General features: G+C 44.1%; 11 protein-coding genes. All 11 read left to right on the top strand.

The features are described 5' to 3' along the window. Positions 1 to 289 precede the first annotated feature (289 nt). Positions 290 to 1,300, top strand: a complete 1,011-nt coding sequence (locus F0364_RS23880; RefSeq protein WP_153800343.1) for a glutamine synthetase beta-grasp domain-containing protein — start codon at positions 290 to 292, stop codon at positions 1,298 to 1,300. A 231-nt stretch (positions 1,301 to 1,531) separates the two neighbouring features. After that, positions 1,532 to 3,724, top strand: a complete 2,193-nt coding sequence (locus F0364_RS23875) for a glutamine synthetase III family protein (protein ID WP_153800342.1) — start codon at positions 1,532 to 1,534, stop codon at positions 3,722 to 3,724. 427 nt (positions 3,725 to 4,151) lie between these two features. Next, positions 4,152 to 5,471 carry an aspartate kinase gene (locus tag F0364_RS23870; protein WP_153800341.1) on the top strand — a complete coding sequence of 440 codons (1,320 nt, stop codon included), beginning with the start codon at positions 4,152 to 4,154 and terminating at the stop codon, positions 5,469 to 5,471. Between the two features lie 331 nt (positions 5,472 to 5,802). After that, on the top strand, positions 5,803 to 7,209 hold the full coding sequence (locus F0364_RS23865; RefSeq protein ID WP_207632854.1) for an undecaprenyl-phosphate glucose phosphotransferase: 1,407 nt from the start codon (positions 5,803 to 5,805) through the stop codon (positions 7,207 to 7,209). 245 nt (positions 7,210 to 7,454) lie between these two features. Further along, the gene (locus tag F0364_RS23860) at positions 7,455 to 8,990 is read left to right on the top strand and encodes a hypothetical protein (RefSeq protein WP_153800339.1); all 1,536 of its coding nucleotides are present in this window, start codon (positions 7,455 to 7,457) and stop codon (positions 8,988 to 8,990) included. A 9-nt stretch (positions 8,991 to 8,999) separates the two neighbouring features. After that, positions 9,000 to 10,592 carry a hypothetical protein gene (locus F0364_RS23855; RefSeq protein ID WP_153800338.1) on the top strand — a complete coding sequence of 531 codons (1,593 nt, stop codon included), beginning with the start codon at positions 9,000 to 9,002 and terminating at the stop codon, positions 10,590 to 10,592. Positions 10,593 to 10,923: 331 nt separating this feature from the next. Then, on the top strand, positions 10,924 to 11,847 hold the full coding sequence (locus F0364_RS23850; protein ID WP_153800337.1) for a PfkB family carbohydrate kinase: 924 nt from the start codon (positions 10,924 to 10,926) through the stop codon (positions 11,845 to 11,847). 151 nt (positions 11,848 to 11,998) lie between these two features. Continuing rightward, complete coding sequence (locus F0364_RS23845) at positions 11,999 to 12,814, top strand: SMP-30/gluconolactonase/LRE family protein (protein ID WP_153800336.1); 816 nt, start codon at positions 11,999 to 12,001, stop codon at positions 12,812 to 12,814. A gap of 348 nt (positions 12,815 to 13,162) precedes the next feature. Further along, positions 13,163 to 14,110 carry an AraC family transcriptional regulator gene (locus F0364_RS23840; protein ID WP_153800335.1) on the top strand — a complete coding sequence of 316 codons (948 nt, stop codon included), beginning with the start codon at positions 13,163 to 13,165 and terminating at the stop codon, positions 14,108 to 14,110. Positions 14,111 to 14,417: 307 nt separating this feature from the next. Further along, positions 14,418 to 15,896, top strand: a complete 1,479-nt coding sequence (locus F0364_RS23835; protein WP_153800334.1) for a TlpA family protein disulfide reductase — start codon at positions 14,418 to 14,420, stop codon at positions 15,894 to 15,896. Positions 15,897 to 15,964: 68 nt separating this feature from the next. Continuing rightward, positions 15,965 to 17,887: a peptidylprolyl isomerase gene (locus F0364_RS23830; protein WP_153800333.1), complete on the top strand. Its 1,923-nt coding sequence runs from the start codon at positions 15,965 to 15,967 to the stop codon at positions 17,885 to 17,887. Positions 17,888 to 18,618 lie beyond the last annotated feature (731 nt).

Below are 18,618 nucleotides of genomic sequence, written 5' to 3'. Positions count from 1 at the left end.
TATGCAGGGTGGCTGTAAAACTTCCGCTGGATACCCCTTTCATGTTTTAACCTTGTTTGTAACGATTGTTCTTTGGCCGGCTTTGTAACCCTGCCGTACGCCGGTAAAAATTCACCAAATCAACTTTTCATATATAAATTTTTCAAATAAATATATTTTTCAAAAAATCATCTGTGATTATATGAGAATATTCAATAATTTAGCATTTTCACGATGCATCCGACCAATATCTTGTGATTTTTCTCTAAAAATCGTAAACATTTAAATTGAGCATTATAAACCTTAAAACATGTCAATAGCAAAACTTGAGTACATCTGGCTTGATGGCTACAAACCAACACAAAGCCTTCGCAGCAAAACAAAAATTGAAAAGGATTTTAGCGGTAAACTGGAAGATTTATCCATGTGGTCTTTCGACGGTTCCTCAACCGAGCAAGCCCCGGGTGGTTCATCAGACTGTTTGCTGAAGCCTGTTTACATTGTAAAAGATCCTCAGCGTAAAGATGGTTACCTGGTAATGTGTGAAGTATTAAACGCTGATGGCACCCCCCACGTTTCCAATGGCCGTGCCACCATTGAAGATGATGACAACGATTTCTGGTTTGGTTTTGAGCAGGAATACTTCCTGTGGGATACAGAAACCAACAAACCGTTGGGCTTCCCCGCCGGTGGTTATCCCGGTCCTCAGGGCCCTTACTACTGCTCCGTAGGCGCTCAAAACGCTTTTGGCCGCCAGATAGTAGAAGAACACCTGGACGTAATAATTGAAGCTGGTTTAAACGTAGAAGGCATTAATGCTGAAGTAGCAGCCGGCCAATGGGAATTCCAGATTTTCAGCAAAGGCGCAAAAGAAGCCGGCGACCAAATTTGGATTGCACGCTACCTGCTGGAAAGAATTGGCGAAAAATACGGTGTATCAGTTAACTGGCATTGCAAACCCCTGGGCGCCCTCGACTGGAATGGCTCGGGCATGCACGCTAACTTCTCTAATACAACTTTAAGAACTGCAGGCAGCAAAGAAATCTTCGACAAAATCTGCGAAGCTTTCCGCCCTGTTGTTAAAGAGCATATTGAAGTGTACGGTGCAGATAACCACCTGCGTTTAACAGGCAAGCACGAAACTGCCAGCATTCACGACTTTAGCTATGGCGTATCAGACCGCGGCGCTTCTATCCGCATCCCGGTTATTGTTCCTGCCAAAGGCTGGAAAGGCTACCTGGAAGATCGTCGCCCCAATTCTGCCGCTGACCCTTATAAAGTGGCTGCACGTATCATCAAAACAGTTAAATCCGCTATATAATTATATAGCCTGTACATTAAAACTTAACAGCAAGCCTCCGCTTTTTTGCGGGGGTTTGCTTATTTATATCGTCCCGCAGCCTCATTAAATATTTCTACATATTTTCTGCAACCATTCTTTTTGTGGAAAACTTCCGTACTCTTCTGCAGAAATCACTATCCCCGCTTATAAAGCCTGCCGGTTATCTTGCTTTATAGCGCCTATATTTGTATTACTAAAATTTATTCTGCTATGTCATTACGGTTCCAGGCTATCAGCAATTTTACAAAACAAGCTGATGAAGTAAGAGTGGAGGGCCCTGCTAAAATAACGGCCATTTTTGGTGAAAACGTCTTTATGCTGGCCACTGCCCGCAAGTTTTTAAGTGACGAAGCCTATAAAAGCCTGGTAACCAGTATTAAGGGCGGAAAAAAAATTGATCGCAGCGTAGCCAGCCAAATAGCCAACGGTATACGTGCCTGGGCAGAAAGCAAAGGCGTTACCCACTTTACACACTGGTTTCAGCCATTAACAGGTTCAACCGCTGAAAAACATGATTCTTTCTTTACGCTTAAAAGCGATGGCACGCCCATAGAAGAATTTGACGGCGGCGCCTTAATACAGCAGGAGCCGGATGCTTCTTCTTTCCCTAGTGGCGGCATACGTGCAACATTTGAAGCCCGTGGTTATACCGCCTGGGATCCTTCTTCCCCGGCATTCATTATAGAAATAGGCAGCGGTAAAACACTGTGCATACCTACCATATTTGTTTCTTACACCGGCGAATCGCTGGATTACAAAGCCCCCCTGTTGAAAGCGCTGGAAGCCATCAATAAATCAGCAGTGGATGTGGCCAATTATTTTGATAAAAACGTAACAAAAGTTACCCCCACACTGGGCTGGGAGCAGGAATATTTTGTAATTGACGAAGGCCTGGCCAATGCAAGGCCAGACCTTATACAATCGGGCCGCACCGTATTTGGCGCAGCACCTGCCAAAGGCCAGCAACTGGAAGATCATTATTTTGGCTCCATACCTGAAAGGGTGTATGCTTTTATGCGCGATTTTGAGCAGGAATCTTACAGGCTGGGCATACCACTGCGTACCCGCCACAACGAGGTTGCCCCTGCACAGTTTGAAGCAGCCCCTATATTTGAAGAAGTGAATATTGCGGTTGATCATAACATCCTGATGATGGATATTATGACACGTGTGGCCAAACGTCACAAATTAAAAGTCTTGCTGCACGAAAAACCTTTTGCCGGCATCAATGGTAATGGTAAGCATAATAACTGGAGCCTGGCCACAGATACCGGCGTTAACCTGCTGGCCCCGGGTAAAACGCCCAAAACCAACCTGATGTTCCTTACATTTTTTGTAAACAGCATCAAAGCGGTACACGATTATGCGGATGTTTTAAGGGCCTCTATCGCTTCTGCCGATAACGATTACCGCCTGGGCGCCAACGAAGCGCCGCCAGCGATTATTTCGGTATTTGCCGGGCAATACCTTTCTAAAGTGCTGGAAGATATTGAAACAAGGGTGGGCGAGAAATTCGACGAGCAGGATGAAGCCATTCTTAAGTTAGACCTTCACCGCAGCATACCTGAGTTATTACTGGATAATACAGACCGAAACCGCACTTCACCTTTCGCATTTACAGGTAACAAGTTCGAATTCAGGGCTGTAGGCTCTTCTGCCAACTGCGCCAATGCCATGATTGTGCTGAATACCATCATGGCCGAAACATTGAAGAACTTTAAAAAAGAAGTGGATGTGCTGATAGAAAAAGGCGACAAAAAAGAAATCGCCATCATGCATATCATTCAGAAATATACTGTTGAAAGCAAGAAAATCTTATTTGAGGGAGATGGCTATAGCGAAGAATGGCACCACGAAGCTGCCCGCCGTGGCCTGGCCAATGTGCCAACTACGCCGCTTGCCCTGGATGCAATGATAACCGATAAGGCAAAAGCCCTGTTTGAGAACAATGGTGTTTACAGCCACGAAGAGTTGGAAGCAAGGCATGAAATTGAACTGGAGAAATACATTAAAAAAGTGCAGATAGAGGCCCGCATTATGGGCGACCTGGCGCTTAACCATATTATACCCGCTGCGGTAAATTACCAGAACAAACTGGCAACCAACATAAAGTCGCTAAAGGAAATTGGATTGCCGGAAACACATTACAAGGCCCAGCTTGATATTCTTACACAGATAGCGGAGCACGTACAAATTGTTTACAGCAGGGTTGAAGCAATGGTGGAAGCAAGAAAAGTGGTTAACAACATTACCAATACCCGCACCAAGGCCATTGCCTACGAAAGCCAGGTTAAAGCCACATTCTTTGATGAAATACGTTACCATGTAGATAAGCTGGAACACCTGGTGGATGATGATGATTGGACACTGCCCAAATACAGGGAAATGTTGCTGTTAAGGTAAGTTTCTGCCAAGGGCTAAGTTTCTGCCACCTTTGGTGCCAGAAACATTACCTGTCCGGGCTGAAAAGCCGCCCATTGATATGCAGATGAACGGATTGCGACGCAAGGGACGATGCCATAAAATTCAGTCGCTGGTATCTAAAAAAACTGCGAAGTATAAAACTGCTTCGCAGTTTTTCTTTAATGGGCAAATTATGTTACCGGCACTAAGTTTTCATGGCATCGTCCCTTGTGTCACTTGTACGACTTGTAATTCTATTCACCGTTGTGCAGCAGGTTTACAGGTTTGCAGGCATCTTTGGCTTTAATCAGTATCGGCGGTTAAAAGCCACCCTGAAAAATCTTCGGCTGGTTTCTTCCAGAGATTTTACATTTGCACCTCAAAATTTTTCATCATTAAAATTATCCCTTCCGGGGATTGCGGTTTTATGAAAGTAATGAAGTTTGGCGGCACCAGCGTTGGCAAGCCGGAGCGTATGCACCAGGTGGCACAGTTGATTACTAAAGATAATGAGCCTAAAATTGTTGTTTTGAGCGCTTTAAGCGGCACTACCAACGCCCTTGTAACCATAAGTGACAGCCTTGCGGCCCATAACCGCGAAGCAGCCAAACAAAAAATTGACGAACTGGAAGCCCATTACCGCAATTTTATCTTAGACCTGGTAAAAACTGAAGAGGCCCGTAAAAAAGCCAACGCGGTTGTTACAGAACATTTTGAATTTTTGAACATTATCCTTAAGATATCTTTCAGTGAAGCTTTAAACAAAGATATCCTGGCGCAAGGTGAGTTGATGAGCACTAAAATGTTCAGCGTTTATCTTGAAGAAGCCGGTGTTAACCACAAATTGCTGCCTGCGCTGGACTTTATGAGCATAGATGTCAATGAAGAACCTCAATTAAGTGTAATAAGCGCCAAGCTTACCCAACTATTGAAACAAAACAGCAGCATAAACTTGTTTGTTACCCAGGGCTATATTTGCCGCAACTCCCGTGGCGAGGTGGATAACCTAAAACGTGGTGGCAGCGATTATACTGCATCGCTGGTGGCAGCAGCCATAAATGCTACCATTTGCGAAATATGGACCGATATTGACGGCATGCATAACAACGATCCACGTGTGGTAGACAAAACCAATGCTATTGAAGTTTTAAGCTTTGATGAAGCTGCCGAGCTGGCTTATTTTGGCGCTAAAATTCTGCACCCAACCTGTATATGGCCGGCCCAGCAAACAAAAGTTCCGGTTAAGCTGCTCAATACCATGCAGCCTGAAGCCAAGGGTACCACTATTGAGGAAGATGCCCATAGCAAAGGAGTTAAGGCGGTAGCCGCAAAAGATGGCATTATTGCCATTAACATTAAAAGCAGCCGCATGCTGCTGGCTTATGGTTTTCTGCGGAAGGTGTTTGAGGTATTTGAAAAATACCGCACCCCCATTGACATGATAACTACATCCGAAGTGGCGGTATCAGTTACCATAGATAGTAATACACACCTGGATGCTATTATAAAAGAACTGGAACCCTTTGGCACCGTTGAAGCTGAAACTGACCAAACCATAGTATCCATTGTTGGTAACGAAATAGCTGAAACACAGGATGTTTTAAAGAAATTATTTGACTCAATTAAAGATGTGCCGGTACGTATGGTAAGTTATGGTGGCAGCAGGCATAATATATCTTTACTTGTAGATGGTAAGTTTAAAAAAGATGTGTTGCAGGCTATAAACAAAGGGGTTTTTGGATTGTAAAACCTACAGTAATAGTAAAAAGTTCAAACATCTAAATATTTATTTTTTATTAATCTAAATTTAACCGCTATAATACAAGATGGGCTTTTAATTTTTTTTGCAGTTAGTTAACTTTGTTAAACGCTGCGCCAGGTTTGCGTTTTAGCGGGTTTCTGATATCCTGTTTCCTAAACGTAAAAATCTCACCGGATTTTTTTAAGGTAATTGTGGCACAGAATTCGATATATAAGATTTTTTTCGAATTTGTGCTTTAACATTTTTTTATTACCTTTATTCTTCTATCCCAATGAAAAAGCGCACGAAGCTTGCTAAGACTAAAAATCATGCTACTATGGGACCTCGTTACGCTTATTTATTGAGGCTTACACTACTGGTTGGGGATTGCTTTATGGTAAATATGGCATTTTTAATCAGCAACCTGTTTCTACCACTTCTCGGTAACACTGTGTCCGGCAACCAACCCTTGATTTTCCTGTTTATTTTTAATGCGACCTGGTTATTCTCCGCTTTCCTAATGAAGCTTTACAGCTATTCAACACTTCAGAAAGTGGAAAATATTTTCAGGCAAACCATCAAAACTTCCCTGCTTCATTTTGGAATATTCATATCTATTGTTGCTTTTTCCGGCGATGTTGTAATGCAGCACTATTTAAAATTCCTTGCCGTTACCGGAAGCATCCTTATCTTCTTTTTTACAATAAGCCGTTTTATTGTAACTTATGTTTCTGACTTCTTCCTTAAAAGCATTGGCCTTAAAAAGAGAATAACCATTATTGGCTATAATGATACCGGTATAAAACTGGCAGAATTTTTTTCGCAAAAACGTGGAGACTATTCCTTTCATGGCTTTTTTGATGATGAAAACAGTGGCGGGTATGTAGTTAACTCAGATGGAAGGATAGAAGGCCAGATAGAACAATGTGTTGATTATGCCGTAAAAAACCAAATTGACGAAATTTATTCTACTATTATGCCGGGCCATGAAGACTCTATGAGAGGCCTGGTAGAAGTGGCAGACCAAAGGTGCGTGAGGCTGAAATTTGTTGCCAACACCGACGAGACTATACTTGATCAATACCACTTAAACTATGTAGGAGATTTCCCTGTTATTACCCTCAGGAAAGAACCTCTTGATGATATAGGTAACCGGATTAAAAAAAGAATTTTTGATATAGCTTTCAGCTTTGTGGTAACCCTGCTCCTGTTAAGCTGGCTTATCCCAATCATCGGGTTGCTGATAAAGCTTGATTCCAAAGGGCCGGTATTTTTCCGTCAAAACCGGGCCGGCCGTAACAACAGGGTTTTTGGCATCTGGAAATTCCGTACCATGCGTGTTACAGAATCTGACACAGAATTTAAGCAGGCCCAGAAAAACGATCCGCGTGTAACAAGGGTGGGTAAATTTCTCCGCAAATCAAACCTTGATGAAGTTCCCCAATTCCTGAATGTGCTTTTTGGAGACATGAGCATTACAGGGCCACGCCCCCACCCAATTAAGCTGAACGAAACTTATATGGATTCCATATCCAGCTACATGGCCAGGCACTTTGTAAAGCCTGGCATTACCGGATGGGCACAGGTTAACGGTTACCGCGGAGAAACGGAAGCGCCGCACCTGATGCAAAAGAGGATTGAGCATGATATCTGGTATGTGGAGAATTGGTCACTGATGCTGGATATACGTATTATCTTCCTTACTATTATCAACATCTTCAAAGGAGAGGAAAAAGCTTACTAAGTGTTTAGCCCCGAAGACACCATTATTTTAATTTTTCTTACTGAAATGTTTCGCCGCCACTAACTTTACCATTGTGGCGGTTAGTTTTTATACCTGTTTGCAGAAAAACCCTGACCCATGCTTTTGAGAATATGGGTAATTTTAGGGCTCACATTCAATTATTTAGCTATATTTATTTGCTTATGGTAATTAACCGGAAATTTCAACTGCTTTCAGGCTTAAGCTTACTATGCCTTCTCTTAACATTGCATGACCTAAAAGGCCAATCCAACCTGTCTCTTAATACCTATAATAGCTGGACCATCCACCAGTTGTACAAACAGGATTCGATTGTATTTACTACCTGGAAACCTATTCTTTACATTGATACCGCTGCCCAGCATTTTGAAGGCTCATGGGCTAAAAGAAAACTGTTTCACGAACATTTGCTGATACTGCAAAAGCCCGGTTTTAATATTTATGGAGACATTATTTCTGATACCTACATAGGTTCATCCAACAGAACCATACCAACCAGCAATGGTAAGCGCTCTTCCAAAAACCCTTCGATGAATTCGAGAGGGTACCGCATATTTGGCAATGCAGGCACGAAGCTCTGGTTTGAAACAGAATTTTACGAAAACCAGGGAAAGTTTCCTGCTTATGTGGACAGTATTATCAGGCGAAACAGGTCTGTACCAGGCCAGCCGCTTTATAAAAATGTAGGGGATGCGCAAGGCATTGATTACAATTATTCTACCGCCAGGCTGGTTTATATGCCCAATGAACATTTCCTTTTTGATTTAGGTTACGGTAAAAATTTTATAGGAGATGGATATCGTTCTTTAATGTTGTCTGACTGGGCTTTTAACTACCCCTACCTGCGTATTAGTGCTACCTGGAATAAATTGCGCTACTCCCTGATGTTTTCTCAATACGTGAGTGAAGTGCCAAGAGGAAGGGATACTATTGAGCGCAACCGGATAGGCTACAAACGTAAATGGGGCCAAACCTTCTTACTCGACTGGAATATCCACAAAAAATTTACTGTTTCATTGTTTGAGACAGTGATGTGGCCGGACCAGGATTCCATGCGCCGCAAAGATGTAAACTACAGCATGTTTAGCCCTATTATGTTTGCGCATGGCAGTAAATCACCGTCTGGCATATCAAACAATATGATGGCAGGCTTAAATGCCAGTTACAGGGTTGTAAAAGGGACTACAATTTACGCCCAGGCGGTTGCCGACAACCTGGGAAGCTCCGGTACATGGAAGAGCAGGTACGGCCTGCAGTTGGGCGTAAGAAGTACGGATGTGTTAACCCCTGGCCTTAACCTGTTGGCAGAATTCAATACAGCCAGGCCATATATGTACGCCACATCATCCGTTAACACAAATTACTCGCATCTTAATCAGCCATTGGCCCATCCGCTGGGGGCCAATTTCAGGGAAGGAATTTTTATAGCCGATTACAGCTATAAACGCTTCTGGTTCAGGCTTGAACTATTGGTTTCAAAATACGGAGATGATTCTACATCGCTTCACAACTATGGACGGGATATATTTAAGAATATAGCTACAAGGTCTGCAGAAGACGATGTAAAAATGCTGCAGGGTGTAAAGAGCGATTTACTCTTTGGTGATTTTAAAGCGGCTTACATTCTGAATGATAAAACCAATATGCGTATTGAGGCGGGTTTAACCTTAAGAAACGATAAGAATAGTTTGCGCACTTATAAAGACAGGTTTTTTTATATTGGTTTAAGAAGCTCTTTCCGCAACCTCTTTTATGATTTTTAGCATGTGCTTATGAAGAAGATACAATTTACTGCTTTGTTATTGATTTGCGCTGCACAGCTTACTATTGGGCAGCAGGTACCTTTATCTCAGGCCGTGCAGAAAAGAATCAATACTCTTATTCAGAATGCGGACTCCTCAGTTTTCACCGCTTACCGGGCTATGGATTGGCTGGAGCTGAAAAACTCTATTGGCAGTTATAAAACTGAATTAAGCGACAGCATTTTTGGATTGAACCCGAATGCTGTTGCCAAAAGGTTACTGAACGACAATTTTGTGAAAGCGGTAAGCCCTGACCACATTTTTGTGATAGATCCTTTTATAGTTGCAGCCGGAGGAAAGTCTAATGAAAAGAATGGCATTTTACTACAGGGAACACTTGGAGTAAGGATACAAGGTGTAGTAAAAGACAAGCTTAGCTATGGCGCATCATTTTATTCAAGCCTGACAGAATTTCCTTTATATATTCAGCAGTTTGTTGAACAAAACGGCGTAGCGCCCGGGCAAAACAAAGTATACGCACATGATAAAAACCGTTATTCCTACACCAATGCGGATTTTTATGTTAATTATCTGCCCAGCAAACATTTTTTGATTGGGGCTGGTTATGGCAAGCAGTTTATCGGCGATGGCTATAGAAGCCTTTTGTTATCCGATAACGCTTTCAATTCTCCTTACCTGCGTTTCCAGGCCAACTTCTGGAAGTTTACCTACAATGTATTATACAACCGCTATGTAAACACGAGGCGTATTATTGATGGAAAATACCAGGGCAAATACAGCGTAACGCATTTGCTGGGTGTAAACATTGGCAAAAAATTGCAACTTGGCTTATTCGATAATATTGTTTGGCTTGCGAGGGATAGCGGCTATCAAAAAGGGTTTGATCCCAATTACCTGTCACCGGTTATTTTCCTGCGGCCGGTAGAGTTTGCCACTGGTTCATCTGACAATGCCATGATAGGCCTTACCGGTAAATACAAAATAAAGAATGGTTACCTGTATGCACAGGCCGGTCTTGACGATATTAGCCTTGGCAAATCTTTAAAAGAAGGCAAACAAAGTTTTCAGAATAAGTACACGCTGCAACTGGGTATATGGAACAATAATATTTTTCATGTTAACGGCCTTTCTCACCGGTTTGAGTGGAACAGTGTACGGCCGTACACCTACGGCCACGGGTTTGACAAACCACAGTTAAACTATACGCATTACAACCAAAACCTGGCCAACCCCTTTGGCGCTAATTTTAATGAAGTTATCTCCATTTTCCAGTTTGAGAAGAACAGGTGGTATGGCTACTTTGAAAACCTGTATGCTGTACGGGGCGAAAAGCCGGATGGCCAGGCATACAATAATGGCGAAGACCTTTGGGGAGGAGAAGAAAACGTACCCGAATTTGGCAGTAAAACCATGCAGGGCGTTAAAAACAAATTCTTTTACAGCCAGGTTTCGGTGGGTTACCTCATCAACCCCAAAAACAGGCTTAGCATTAAAGCCGATGTAGCTTACCGCAGCCGGACAGCTACCGGCCTTAAACAAAATGAGCTGATTTTTAACTTCGGGATAAGGACAGACCTGTTTAATACCTACAACGACTTTTAGAAAGCCGGGATATTCCTGTAAGAATGCAATAGGTTACATAAAGAAGCAGCCTGTTGCACTTTGGGTGAGGGATTGAAGCGGTTACCCCGGTGAGGCCATGGCAGCAGGGCTTTTGTGCCGGAGTAATAGCGAAAAGCCCGACCCGAGGCACGAGGGGCACCTCCTAAAAAAAATCAAGCGGAGTGTAAACCCGGTCTTTAACACGCAACAAAAGCCGCTTTTTATGCTGCAAATGCAATAGGTTTGCAACCCGGTAACAGGATGGCTGCCTTTACTTTTCCGTGTACCGGTTTACGGCAGCCCTCCCCTATTCACAAATCAATCAACTATTATGTCTTTAATCGTAGTAGGCTCTATGGCCTTCGATGAAATTGAAACCCCCTTTGGAAAATCAGGCAGGATTATTGGCGGCGCCGCCACCTACATAGCCTACGCTGCCAGCAATTTTGTAAAGCCCATACAACAGGTATCTGTAATAGGTAATGACTTTCCTCAGGAAGAGCTGGACAGCCTGCAGCAAAGAGGCGTGCGACTTGATGCTGTAGAACAGGTACCCGACAGGAAGTCTTTCTTTTGGGCTGGCAAATATCACCTGGACATGAACTCCCGCGATACATTGGTGACCGAACTGAACGTGCTGGGGGATTTTAAACCGGTTATACCCGAAAGCTACCAAGGCGCTGAATTTTTAATGCTGGGCAACCTGGCCCCATCTGTACAGATAAGCGTTATTAAGCAGTTGAAAACAAGGCCCAAAATGATTGTGCTGGACACCATGAATTTTTGGATGGATATAGCTTTGGATGAACTGAAAGAAGTGCTTACCATGATTGATGTGTTGCTGATTAACGATAGTGAGGCAAGACAGCTAACCGGCGAATTCTCACTGGTAAAGGCCGCGAAAAAAGTGTTGACCATGGGGCCTAAATACCTGATTATAAAAAAAGGCGAGCATGGCGCTTTACTTTTTAATAATAAGGAAGTTTTCTTTGCGCCTGCCCTGCCGTTGGAAGAAGTGTTTGACCCTACCGGCGCCGGAGATACATTCGCCGGCGGTTTTATTGGCCATATTGCCAAAACAAAAGATATTTCTTTCAATAACATGAAAACTGCCATTATTGTAGGCTCTGCCATGGCAAGCTTTTGTGTGGAAAAATTCGGAACACAGCGGCTGGTTGAAATAACCAAAGAAGATATTGATACCCGCCTTAACGAGTTTGTTCAGTTGGTTAACTTTGATATAGCCTTGGTTTAACTTCTATTGTACAATATATTCCGCGGCGCCTTTAACGGGCGCCGTTTTTTATTGCGGCCCGGGTATTGCACTTATTTTACTTAGTGCCCCCTGCTTATCTTTCTTCATAGGCCATTTTGCTTATCTTTCATCATATATTAAACATAAGCTTATGAAAATCGTCTTCGTTGTTTGCATGTCGCTCTCTCTTTGCAATGCTGTTACAGCCCAGCACTTTCTTCAAAAAATATGGGAAACAGATTCTATGCTGGCCGTTCCCGAATCAGTAATACTTGATGTAAAAAACAATACCCTGTATGCGTCGCTGATAAATGGTGGTGGTGGCAAAGGCGGCATAGCCAAAGTAAGCACAGATGGAAAAATAATTGATACTGCATGGATAACCGGCCTTAATGCGCCCAAAGGTTCCGGCATACACAATGGCCTGTTATATGTTGCCAATTCAACAGAGGTAGCATTAATTGATATTGCAAAAGGCGCTGTGCTGCAAAAAATACCTATAGATGGAGCAGTATTCCTTAACGATATTACTATTGACGGCAGCGGTACCGTATATGTGTCAGATTCCCGTGCAGGCAAAGTGTACAGCATTAAAAACAACCAGCCCCAATTGCTTTTTGAAAATATGGAAAACCCCAATGGCCTGCTGGCCGTGGGCAATAGCCTGTACATATTGGCCAAGGGTATTTTATATAAAGCTGATTTAGCTACAAAACAGCTAACCAAAATTGCCGAAGGCATGGAGCCCAGCACTGATGGCTTGCAGCAGGTAGATGACCAGTCGTTTATTGTTACATCTTGGATTGGCGCTGTGTATTATGTGGGCAGCAATGGCAGCGTACAGGAACTGCTGAATACCAAGGCCGACAAAATAAATACCGCCGACCTTTACTACGACCGCAATAAAAAAATTGCCTACATACCTACGTTTTTCAAAAAATCTGTAGTGGCGTTCGAGTTACATTAAACAAATGCGAAGTATGATCATGTACGATGTTAAGTGTGGGATGTACGATGTGTTTAACACCCGTTTTTCAATTCACCATAGCCTATTCACGATTTATGGTATCAGCGACAGTATTTCATAGCATCGCCTGTTGCAAATAGGATTTTGTTATGATTGGGTCTTTCAGTGAAAGAACCAATCATAATCAAGCACTTCACCATTCGGTTCATTGGGCGGCTTTTAAGCGGGTATTAACTCCCTGTTTGCAGTGGCGGCTAAATCCGCTAACCAGATTACAACAACAAAAATAACGGCCGGCAAATACCCTTCCGGTAAAACAATAAGCAGCGCATTTACTAACTTTCCGCTATGAAAAAGCAAGTTGCTGAGGTTAGTGCGGTACAACCCCATTTACATTTTTTACAGGAAGCATTTAATGCGGGCAAAAAATTGCCGGATGTAGGTAACCACCAGCCAGGCGCGTTCTTTGGCGTGTACTCACATAGCAAGTACCCATGCCGCGAAAGCCTGTCTCAAGGCAGGCGTTACTATTATAAAATCACCCTGTTTTTAAAAGGCAGCGGTACTTTTCGCTATGGCGATGGCTTCTTTAAAGCCGGCCCTGGCTCACTGGTATTCATTAACCCTACGGAGATAAAAGGCTGGAAACCGGACAGCCAGGAAATGGTTGGCTATTACTGCATTTTTACAGAACAATTTTTTGCGCAGAACAATGCCGACGCCAGGGAACTATCCGGTTACCCTTTATTTAAAAATGGCATTAACCCTGTAGTACAACTGAATAAGCCACAGCTAAAAATGATAACCGGCCTGTTTGAAAAAATGGCGGAAGAACGCCAGGCTTGCCGGCCCTTTAAAGATGATGCCATAAAACTTTACCTGAAACTGTTGCTGATGGAAGGCAGGCGCATTTGCAACCATACCACAACCACGGCGGCACAATATAACGCGGCCCAAAGTCTGGTTCAAAGTTTTAATGATTTGCTGGAACGGCAATTTCCTCTGGTGCATGTAACGGAACAGGTAGCACTGAAATCTGTATCTGAATTCGCCGATGAACTGGCCGTACACAGCAACCATTTAAATGCTTCCGTTAAAAAAGTAACCGGCCATACAGCCAGCAACCATATTAAAGCCAGGCTGCTGAAAGAAGCTAAATTATTGTTGGTGCATACGGATTGGCACATTAACGAAATTGCCTGGTGCCTGGGTTTTGAAGAGCCGGCCAGCTTTGCGCATTTCTTCAAAAAACTGGCGGGTGTAACAGCCAACCATTTCAGGCACCGGGCAGATTAGCTGGAATGGTGAGTGGCGAGTGGTGAGTGGTGAATGGTGAGTGGGTGACATTCCGCTTCAGCATTCATCACTCCTTGTCCCTTGTTCGATATTCGCTACCCGGGCTGAAAAGATGCCATGAAAATCCGGACGATAAACGTAGTGCGACGCAACGATGTCCCATCTGTGTTCCAACTGCTGGTCACCAAAAAATACCCACTTTTACGCCCCATATTTTAAAATGTGTGCACCGGCCTGTTTAATTTACAAGCGGTTAACAGCCGCATCGGTGTTTTTAAATAAATTTACGCCTCAATAAAGCCAATACATGAAGCGATTACTGTTACTGGTTGTTAACTGTTGTATTTTGTCAGCGGCTTTTACCCAGGCAACTCCAAAGAAATCCAATACCGCAAAACCTGCCGCCGCAGGTTACCAGATACCCGTTACCATTGCCCCGTTTAAAAATACCAAACTGTATATTGGTTGCTATTACGGCAAGTATAAAAACCTGGTGGATTCGGTTATGCTTGACGGGCAAAGCTCGGGTGTACTAAAAGGCAAACAGAAACTGCCCGGTGGCATTTATTTCGCGGTTTCGCCATCGCATACGCTGCTGTTTGAGTTTCTGATGGACGATAAGCAACAGTTTTCCATTAAGGCAGACACTACCAATCCCGAAGCCCTAACCATTACTGGCTCGCCGGAGAATACCATTTTTCAGAATTATACCCGATACCTTTCTCAAAAAGTGCCCAGGTTGCAGCAGTTGCAGCAACAGCTAAAGCAGGCAGGTACCCCTGCAGACTCCACCCGGCTGCAAACAGAACTGCAGGCCGCCAATAAAGAACTGACAGATTACCGGCAAAACATTGTAAAGCAGCACCCCGATGCCATGCTTACCGCCTTTTTTAAAACCATGAAACGTCCGGAGTTTCCTGCCATGCCCAAAAAGGCAGATGGCAGCCTTGACTCTTCCTACCCCGCCCGTTATGTAAAGGAACATTTTTGGGATGATGTGGCTTTTGATGACGACCGCCTGTTGCGTACCCCCTTCTTCGATCCCAAAGTAGATGAATATTTTAAGTACTATGTATCGCCGGAGCCAGACTCCATCAGCGCTGAAATAAACTACATGCTGCTGTATGCCCGTACCGCCAAAGACATGTTCAAGTACCTGCTGGGCAAGTTTACAGACAAGTATATCAACCCGGAAATAATGGGGCAGGATAAAGTATTCGTTTTTCTGTTCAACAACTATTTTTCAAAGGGCGATACAACCTGGCTAAACGCCAAACAAAAAGAATACATTTTTAACCGGGCCTACAGCCTTATGGCCAACCAGATAGGCGAGCAGGCGGCCATTATGGACCTGGTGGATACCACAGGCAAAGAAACGCCGCTGTATGGACTTACTGCTCCTTTTACCTTCGTGGTGTTTTGGGACCCTAATTGCGGCCATTGCAAGGAACAGGTACCCCGTATTGATTCCATCTACGATGCCAAATGGAAAGCGCAGGGCGTAAAAATCTATGGCGTTAATATTGATGAAAAAGCGCTGGACCCCTGGAAGAAATTTATACAGGAACACCACCTGGATGGTTGGGCGCATGTGTACCAAACGGCAGCCCAAAAGCAGCAGGAACAATCAACAGGCCAGCCCAACTTCCGGCAGTTGTACGATGTGTTTCAAACCCCTACCTTTTACCTGCTGGATGATAAAAAGCACATCATCGCCAAAAAACTGTCTATAGAACAATTTGACGAAGTGATGGACGCTAAACGAAAGCAGAGTGCGAAAAAATAGGCAGGCTCAAAATGCACAGAAGCTTACCGTTGCACGCCTGCATTTCTTTATAAACATTTATAAGAAAAATGATAAAGTACCTTTTTTCCTTATCCCTACTACTGGCAGTTAGTACAACCTGCTTTAGCCAGGTTATTTTTACGTACGGCAGCAATGCGGTTGACAAAGGGGAATTTCTGAAAGCGTTTAACAAAAACCCTTCCACGGAGCCCGACCCCCGCAAAGCCATGAAAGAATACCTGGACTTGTATATAAAGTTCAAGCTGAAGGTACAGGCAGCCAAAGACGCAGGCTTGCAAAATGATGATAATTTTAAGCTGGAAGGCGAGAACTTTAAACGACAGCTAACCGAAAACCTGGTTAACGAGCAGGCCAACATTAACCAACTGGTGCTGGAAGCTTTTGAAAGAAGCCAGCAGGACTTATTGATATCACAGATTTTTATTGAAGTGCCCCTTAACAGCGATACGGCTTCCGCTTATGCCAACATACAAAAAGCCTATGCGGCATTAAAAGCGGGGAAGGACTTTGTTGAAACTGCCGGTGCGTACTCAACTGATCCTGCCATTCAACAGAACAATGGGGAAATTGGCTACATCACAGTGTTCAGCCTGCCATACAAAATGGAGACTGTGGTATATGGTTTAAAACCCGGCCAGTTTTCGGCGCCTTATAAAAGTGCTATTGGTTACCATATATTTAAAGTAAACGATGCCCGGCCGGCAGCAGGCAAAAGAACCATCCGGCAAATCCTGCTACCACTGGCTGCCGGCGCTACTGAAGCAGAAAAAGCCCAGGTAGCACACAAAGCAGATTCCCTTTACCAGCTTGCACAGCAAGGCGTAGCGTTTGAGCAGTTGGCCATGCAAAATAACCTTGATGCCGCCACCAATAACAATGGCATGACTGAGGTGGGCACCGGCCAATACAGTCCCGGTTTTGAGCAACAGGTTTTTAGCCTGAAAGCTACAGGGGATATCAGCAAACCGTTTACAACCAGCTACGGGTATCATATCATCAAACTGCTGGATATAATACCGGTAGGCAAAGACTCCGCAGATGTTATGACAAAAGCAGCCCTGCAGGAAAAAATTATCCAGGATGGCCGGCTGAACATTGCCAAAGAAAAACTGCTGGACAAATGGATGACCGCTACAGGCTACAAACCCGCAGCCTACAACGAAAAAGCCTTTTTAGCTTACACCGATAGCCTTGTTAATAACCGGCCCGTAACAAAGGTTGCAGGCATTACCGCAGCCACAGCACTATTTTCTTTTGCCAAACAGACGGTTACGCTAACAGACTGGGCAGACTTTGTGCAAGCGTCCCGAACATCCAACAGTCTGCTGCTGGGCAAAAATTATAAGGAAGCGCTAAACCAGTTTACACGCAGCAGTTGCAGCCAGTATTACCGTAATCACATAGAAGATTATAACCCGTCTGTAAAAGAACAATTAGCTGAATTTAACGATGCCAACCTGCTGTTCGCCATTATGGATAAACAGGTTTGGAGCAACGCTTCCGCAGACAGCGCAGGACTGCACAAGTATTACCAGGCGCATGCTGCTTCTTACACCTGGCAACCCGGCGTATCGGCACTGTTTGTTACGGCTGCCAATAAAGAACAGGCCGATGAAGTGGCGGCTAAAATAAAAGCCAACCCGGCTAACTGGAAGGCCATTACCGAAAGCTACGGCACACAGGTATATGCTGACAGCAGCCGCTACGAAAAAGAGCAATTACCCGGCCATCAAAGCCTGCGCCTGGAAAAAGGCTTTGCCGGCACGCCGGAAAAAAATGAGCAGGACAATAGCTGGTCGTTTATTTACATTACAGAAGTACACCCCAACAGCGCCCCACGCAGCTTTGATGATGCCCGCGGCCTGGTAATAAACGATTACCAGCAGGTTGTGGAGGAAAAGTGGGTGGAAACATTACGCAAAAAATACCCGGTAAAAATAAATGAGGCGGCTGTAGCCAGCCTGAAGTAGTTTTTATTGTCCGGGTTGCAGGGTTTCATGGCATCGCCTGTTGTGTCACTCACTTGTACGGCTGGTTTTTCATGGCATCTTTTCAGACCCGGGTAAACAACACCAGCAACCGGCAACTGTTCAATGTTAATTTGTTTAAAGTTCAATGTTTGCGGCTCTGCCGCTATGCGGCACTTGAACATCACCCTCCCTAAAAAACTCAACCGCTTACAAATCAACAGACCGGCAACCAGCAACTTGTAACCGGCCACCTGCAACCGGTAACCGGCAACGGCCTTTCGGGTACCACAATTCCGTAGGAGCAGCATGTTAGTAGCAAAAAGATAATCGCGGCCAATTTTGTAAAGCCTCGTAGAGGCGGCATGTTAGGCAGCCTTTTGCACCAGAGCCCTGGTAATCATCCATCTTGCCATTATCCATCATCCTGCTTAACATATCGCACCTACGGCGCTCTTTGCAAACCGTCTGTTTTTTTCCCTACTAACATGCCGCCCCTACGGGGCTTGATTGTTTAATGTTCTTTTGTTTAATGTTCAATGTTTGCAGCTCTACCACTGTGCGGCACTTGCACATCATCACCCCCTAAGAAACCTCAACCATTTACACACCAACAGACCGGCAACCGGTAACCGGCTTTCAACAGACCAGTAACCAGTTACCTGTATCCTGTAACCGGCTTTCGAGTCTCCCCACAACCAAACGCAAAGCTCCGTAGGAGCGGCATGTTAGTA

Source organism: Foetidibacter luteolus, from assembly GCF_009650435.1.
GTDB lineage: Bacteria > Bacteroidota > Bacteroidia > Chitinophagales > Chitinophagaceae > Foetidibacter > Foetidibacter luteolus.
The sequence above is the reverse complement of the archived record's forward strand: the minus strand, read 5'-3'. Positions and strand labels throughout refer to the sequence as shown.

Excerpts from the sequence above, each read along its gene's own strand:
- F0364_RS23880 (WP_153800343.1), top strand. The coding sequence starts at position 290 with ATGTCAATAGCAAAACTTGAGTACATCTGGCTTGATGGCTACAAACCA.
- F0364_RS23855 (WP_153800338.1), top strand. The coding sequence starts at position 9,000 with ATGAAGAAGATACAATTTACTGCTTTGTTATTGATTTGCGCTGCACAG.
- F0364_RS23845 (WP_153800336.1), top strand. The coding sequence starts at position 11,999 with ATGAAAATCGTCTTCGTTGTTTGCATGTCGCTCTCTCTTTGCAATGCT.
- F0364_RS23865 (WP_207632854.1), top strand. The coding sequence starts at position 5,803 with ATGGGACCTCGTTACGCTTATTTATTGAGGCTTACACTACTGGTTGGG.
- F0364_RS23870 (WP_153800341.1), top strand. The coding sequence starts at position 4,152 with ATGAAAGTAATGAAGTTTGGCGGCACCAGCGTTGGCAAGCCGGAGCGT.
- F0364_RS23835 (WP_153800334.1), top strand. The coding sequence starts at position 14,418 with ATGAAGCGATTACTGTTACTGGTTGTTAACTGTTGTATTTTGTCAGCG.
- F0364_RS23840 (WP_153800335.1), top strand. The coding sequence starts at position 13,163 with ATGAAAAAGCAAGTTGCTGAGGTTAGTGCGGTACAACCCCATTTACAT.
- F0364_RS23875 (WP_153800342.1), top strand. The coding sequence starts at position 1,532 with ATGTCATTACGGTTCCAGGCTATCAGCAATTTTACAAAACAAGCTGAT.
- F0364_RS23850 (WP_153800337.1), top strand. The coding sequence starts at position 10,924 with ATGTCTTTAATCGTAGTAGGCTCTATGGCCTTCGATGAAATTGAAACC.
- F0364_RS23830 (WP_153800333.1), top strand. The coding sequence starts at position 15,965 with ATGATAAAGTACCTTTTTTCCTTATCCCTACTACTGGCAGTTAGTACA.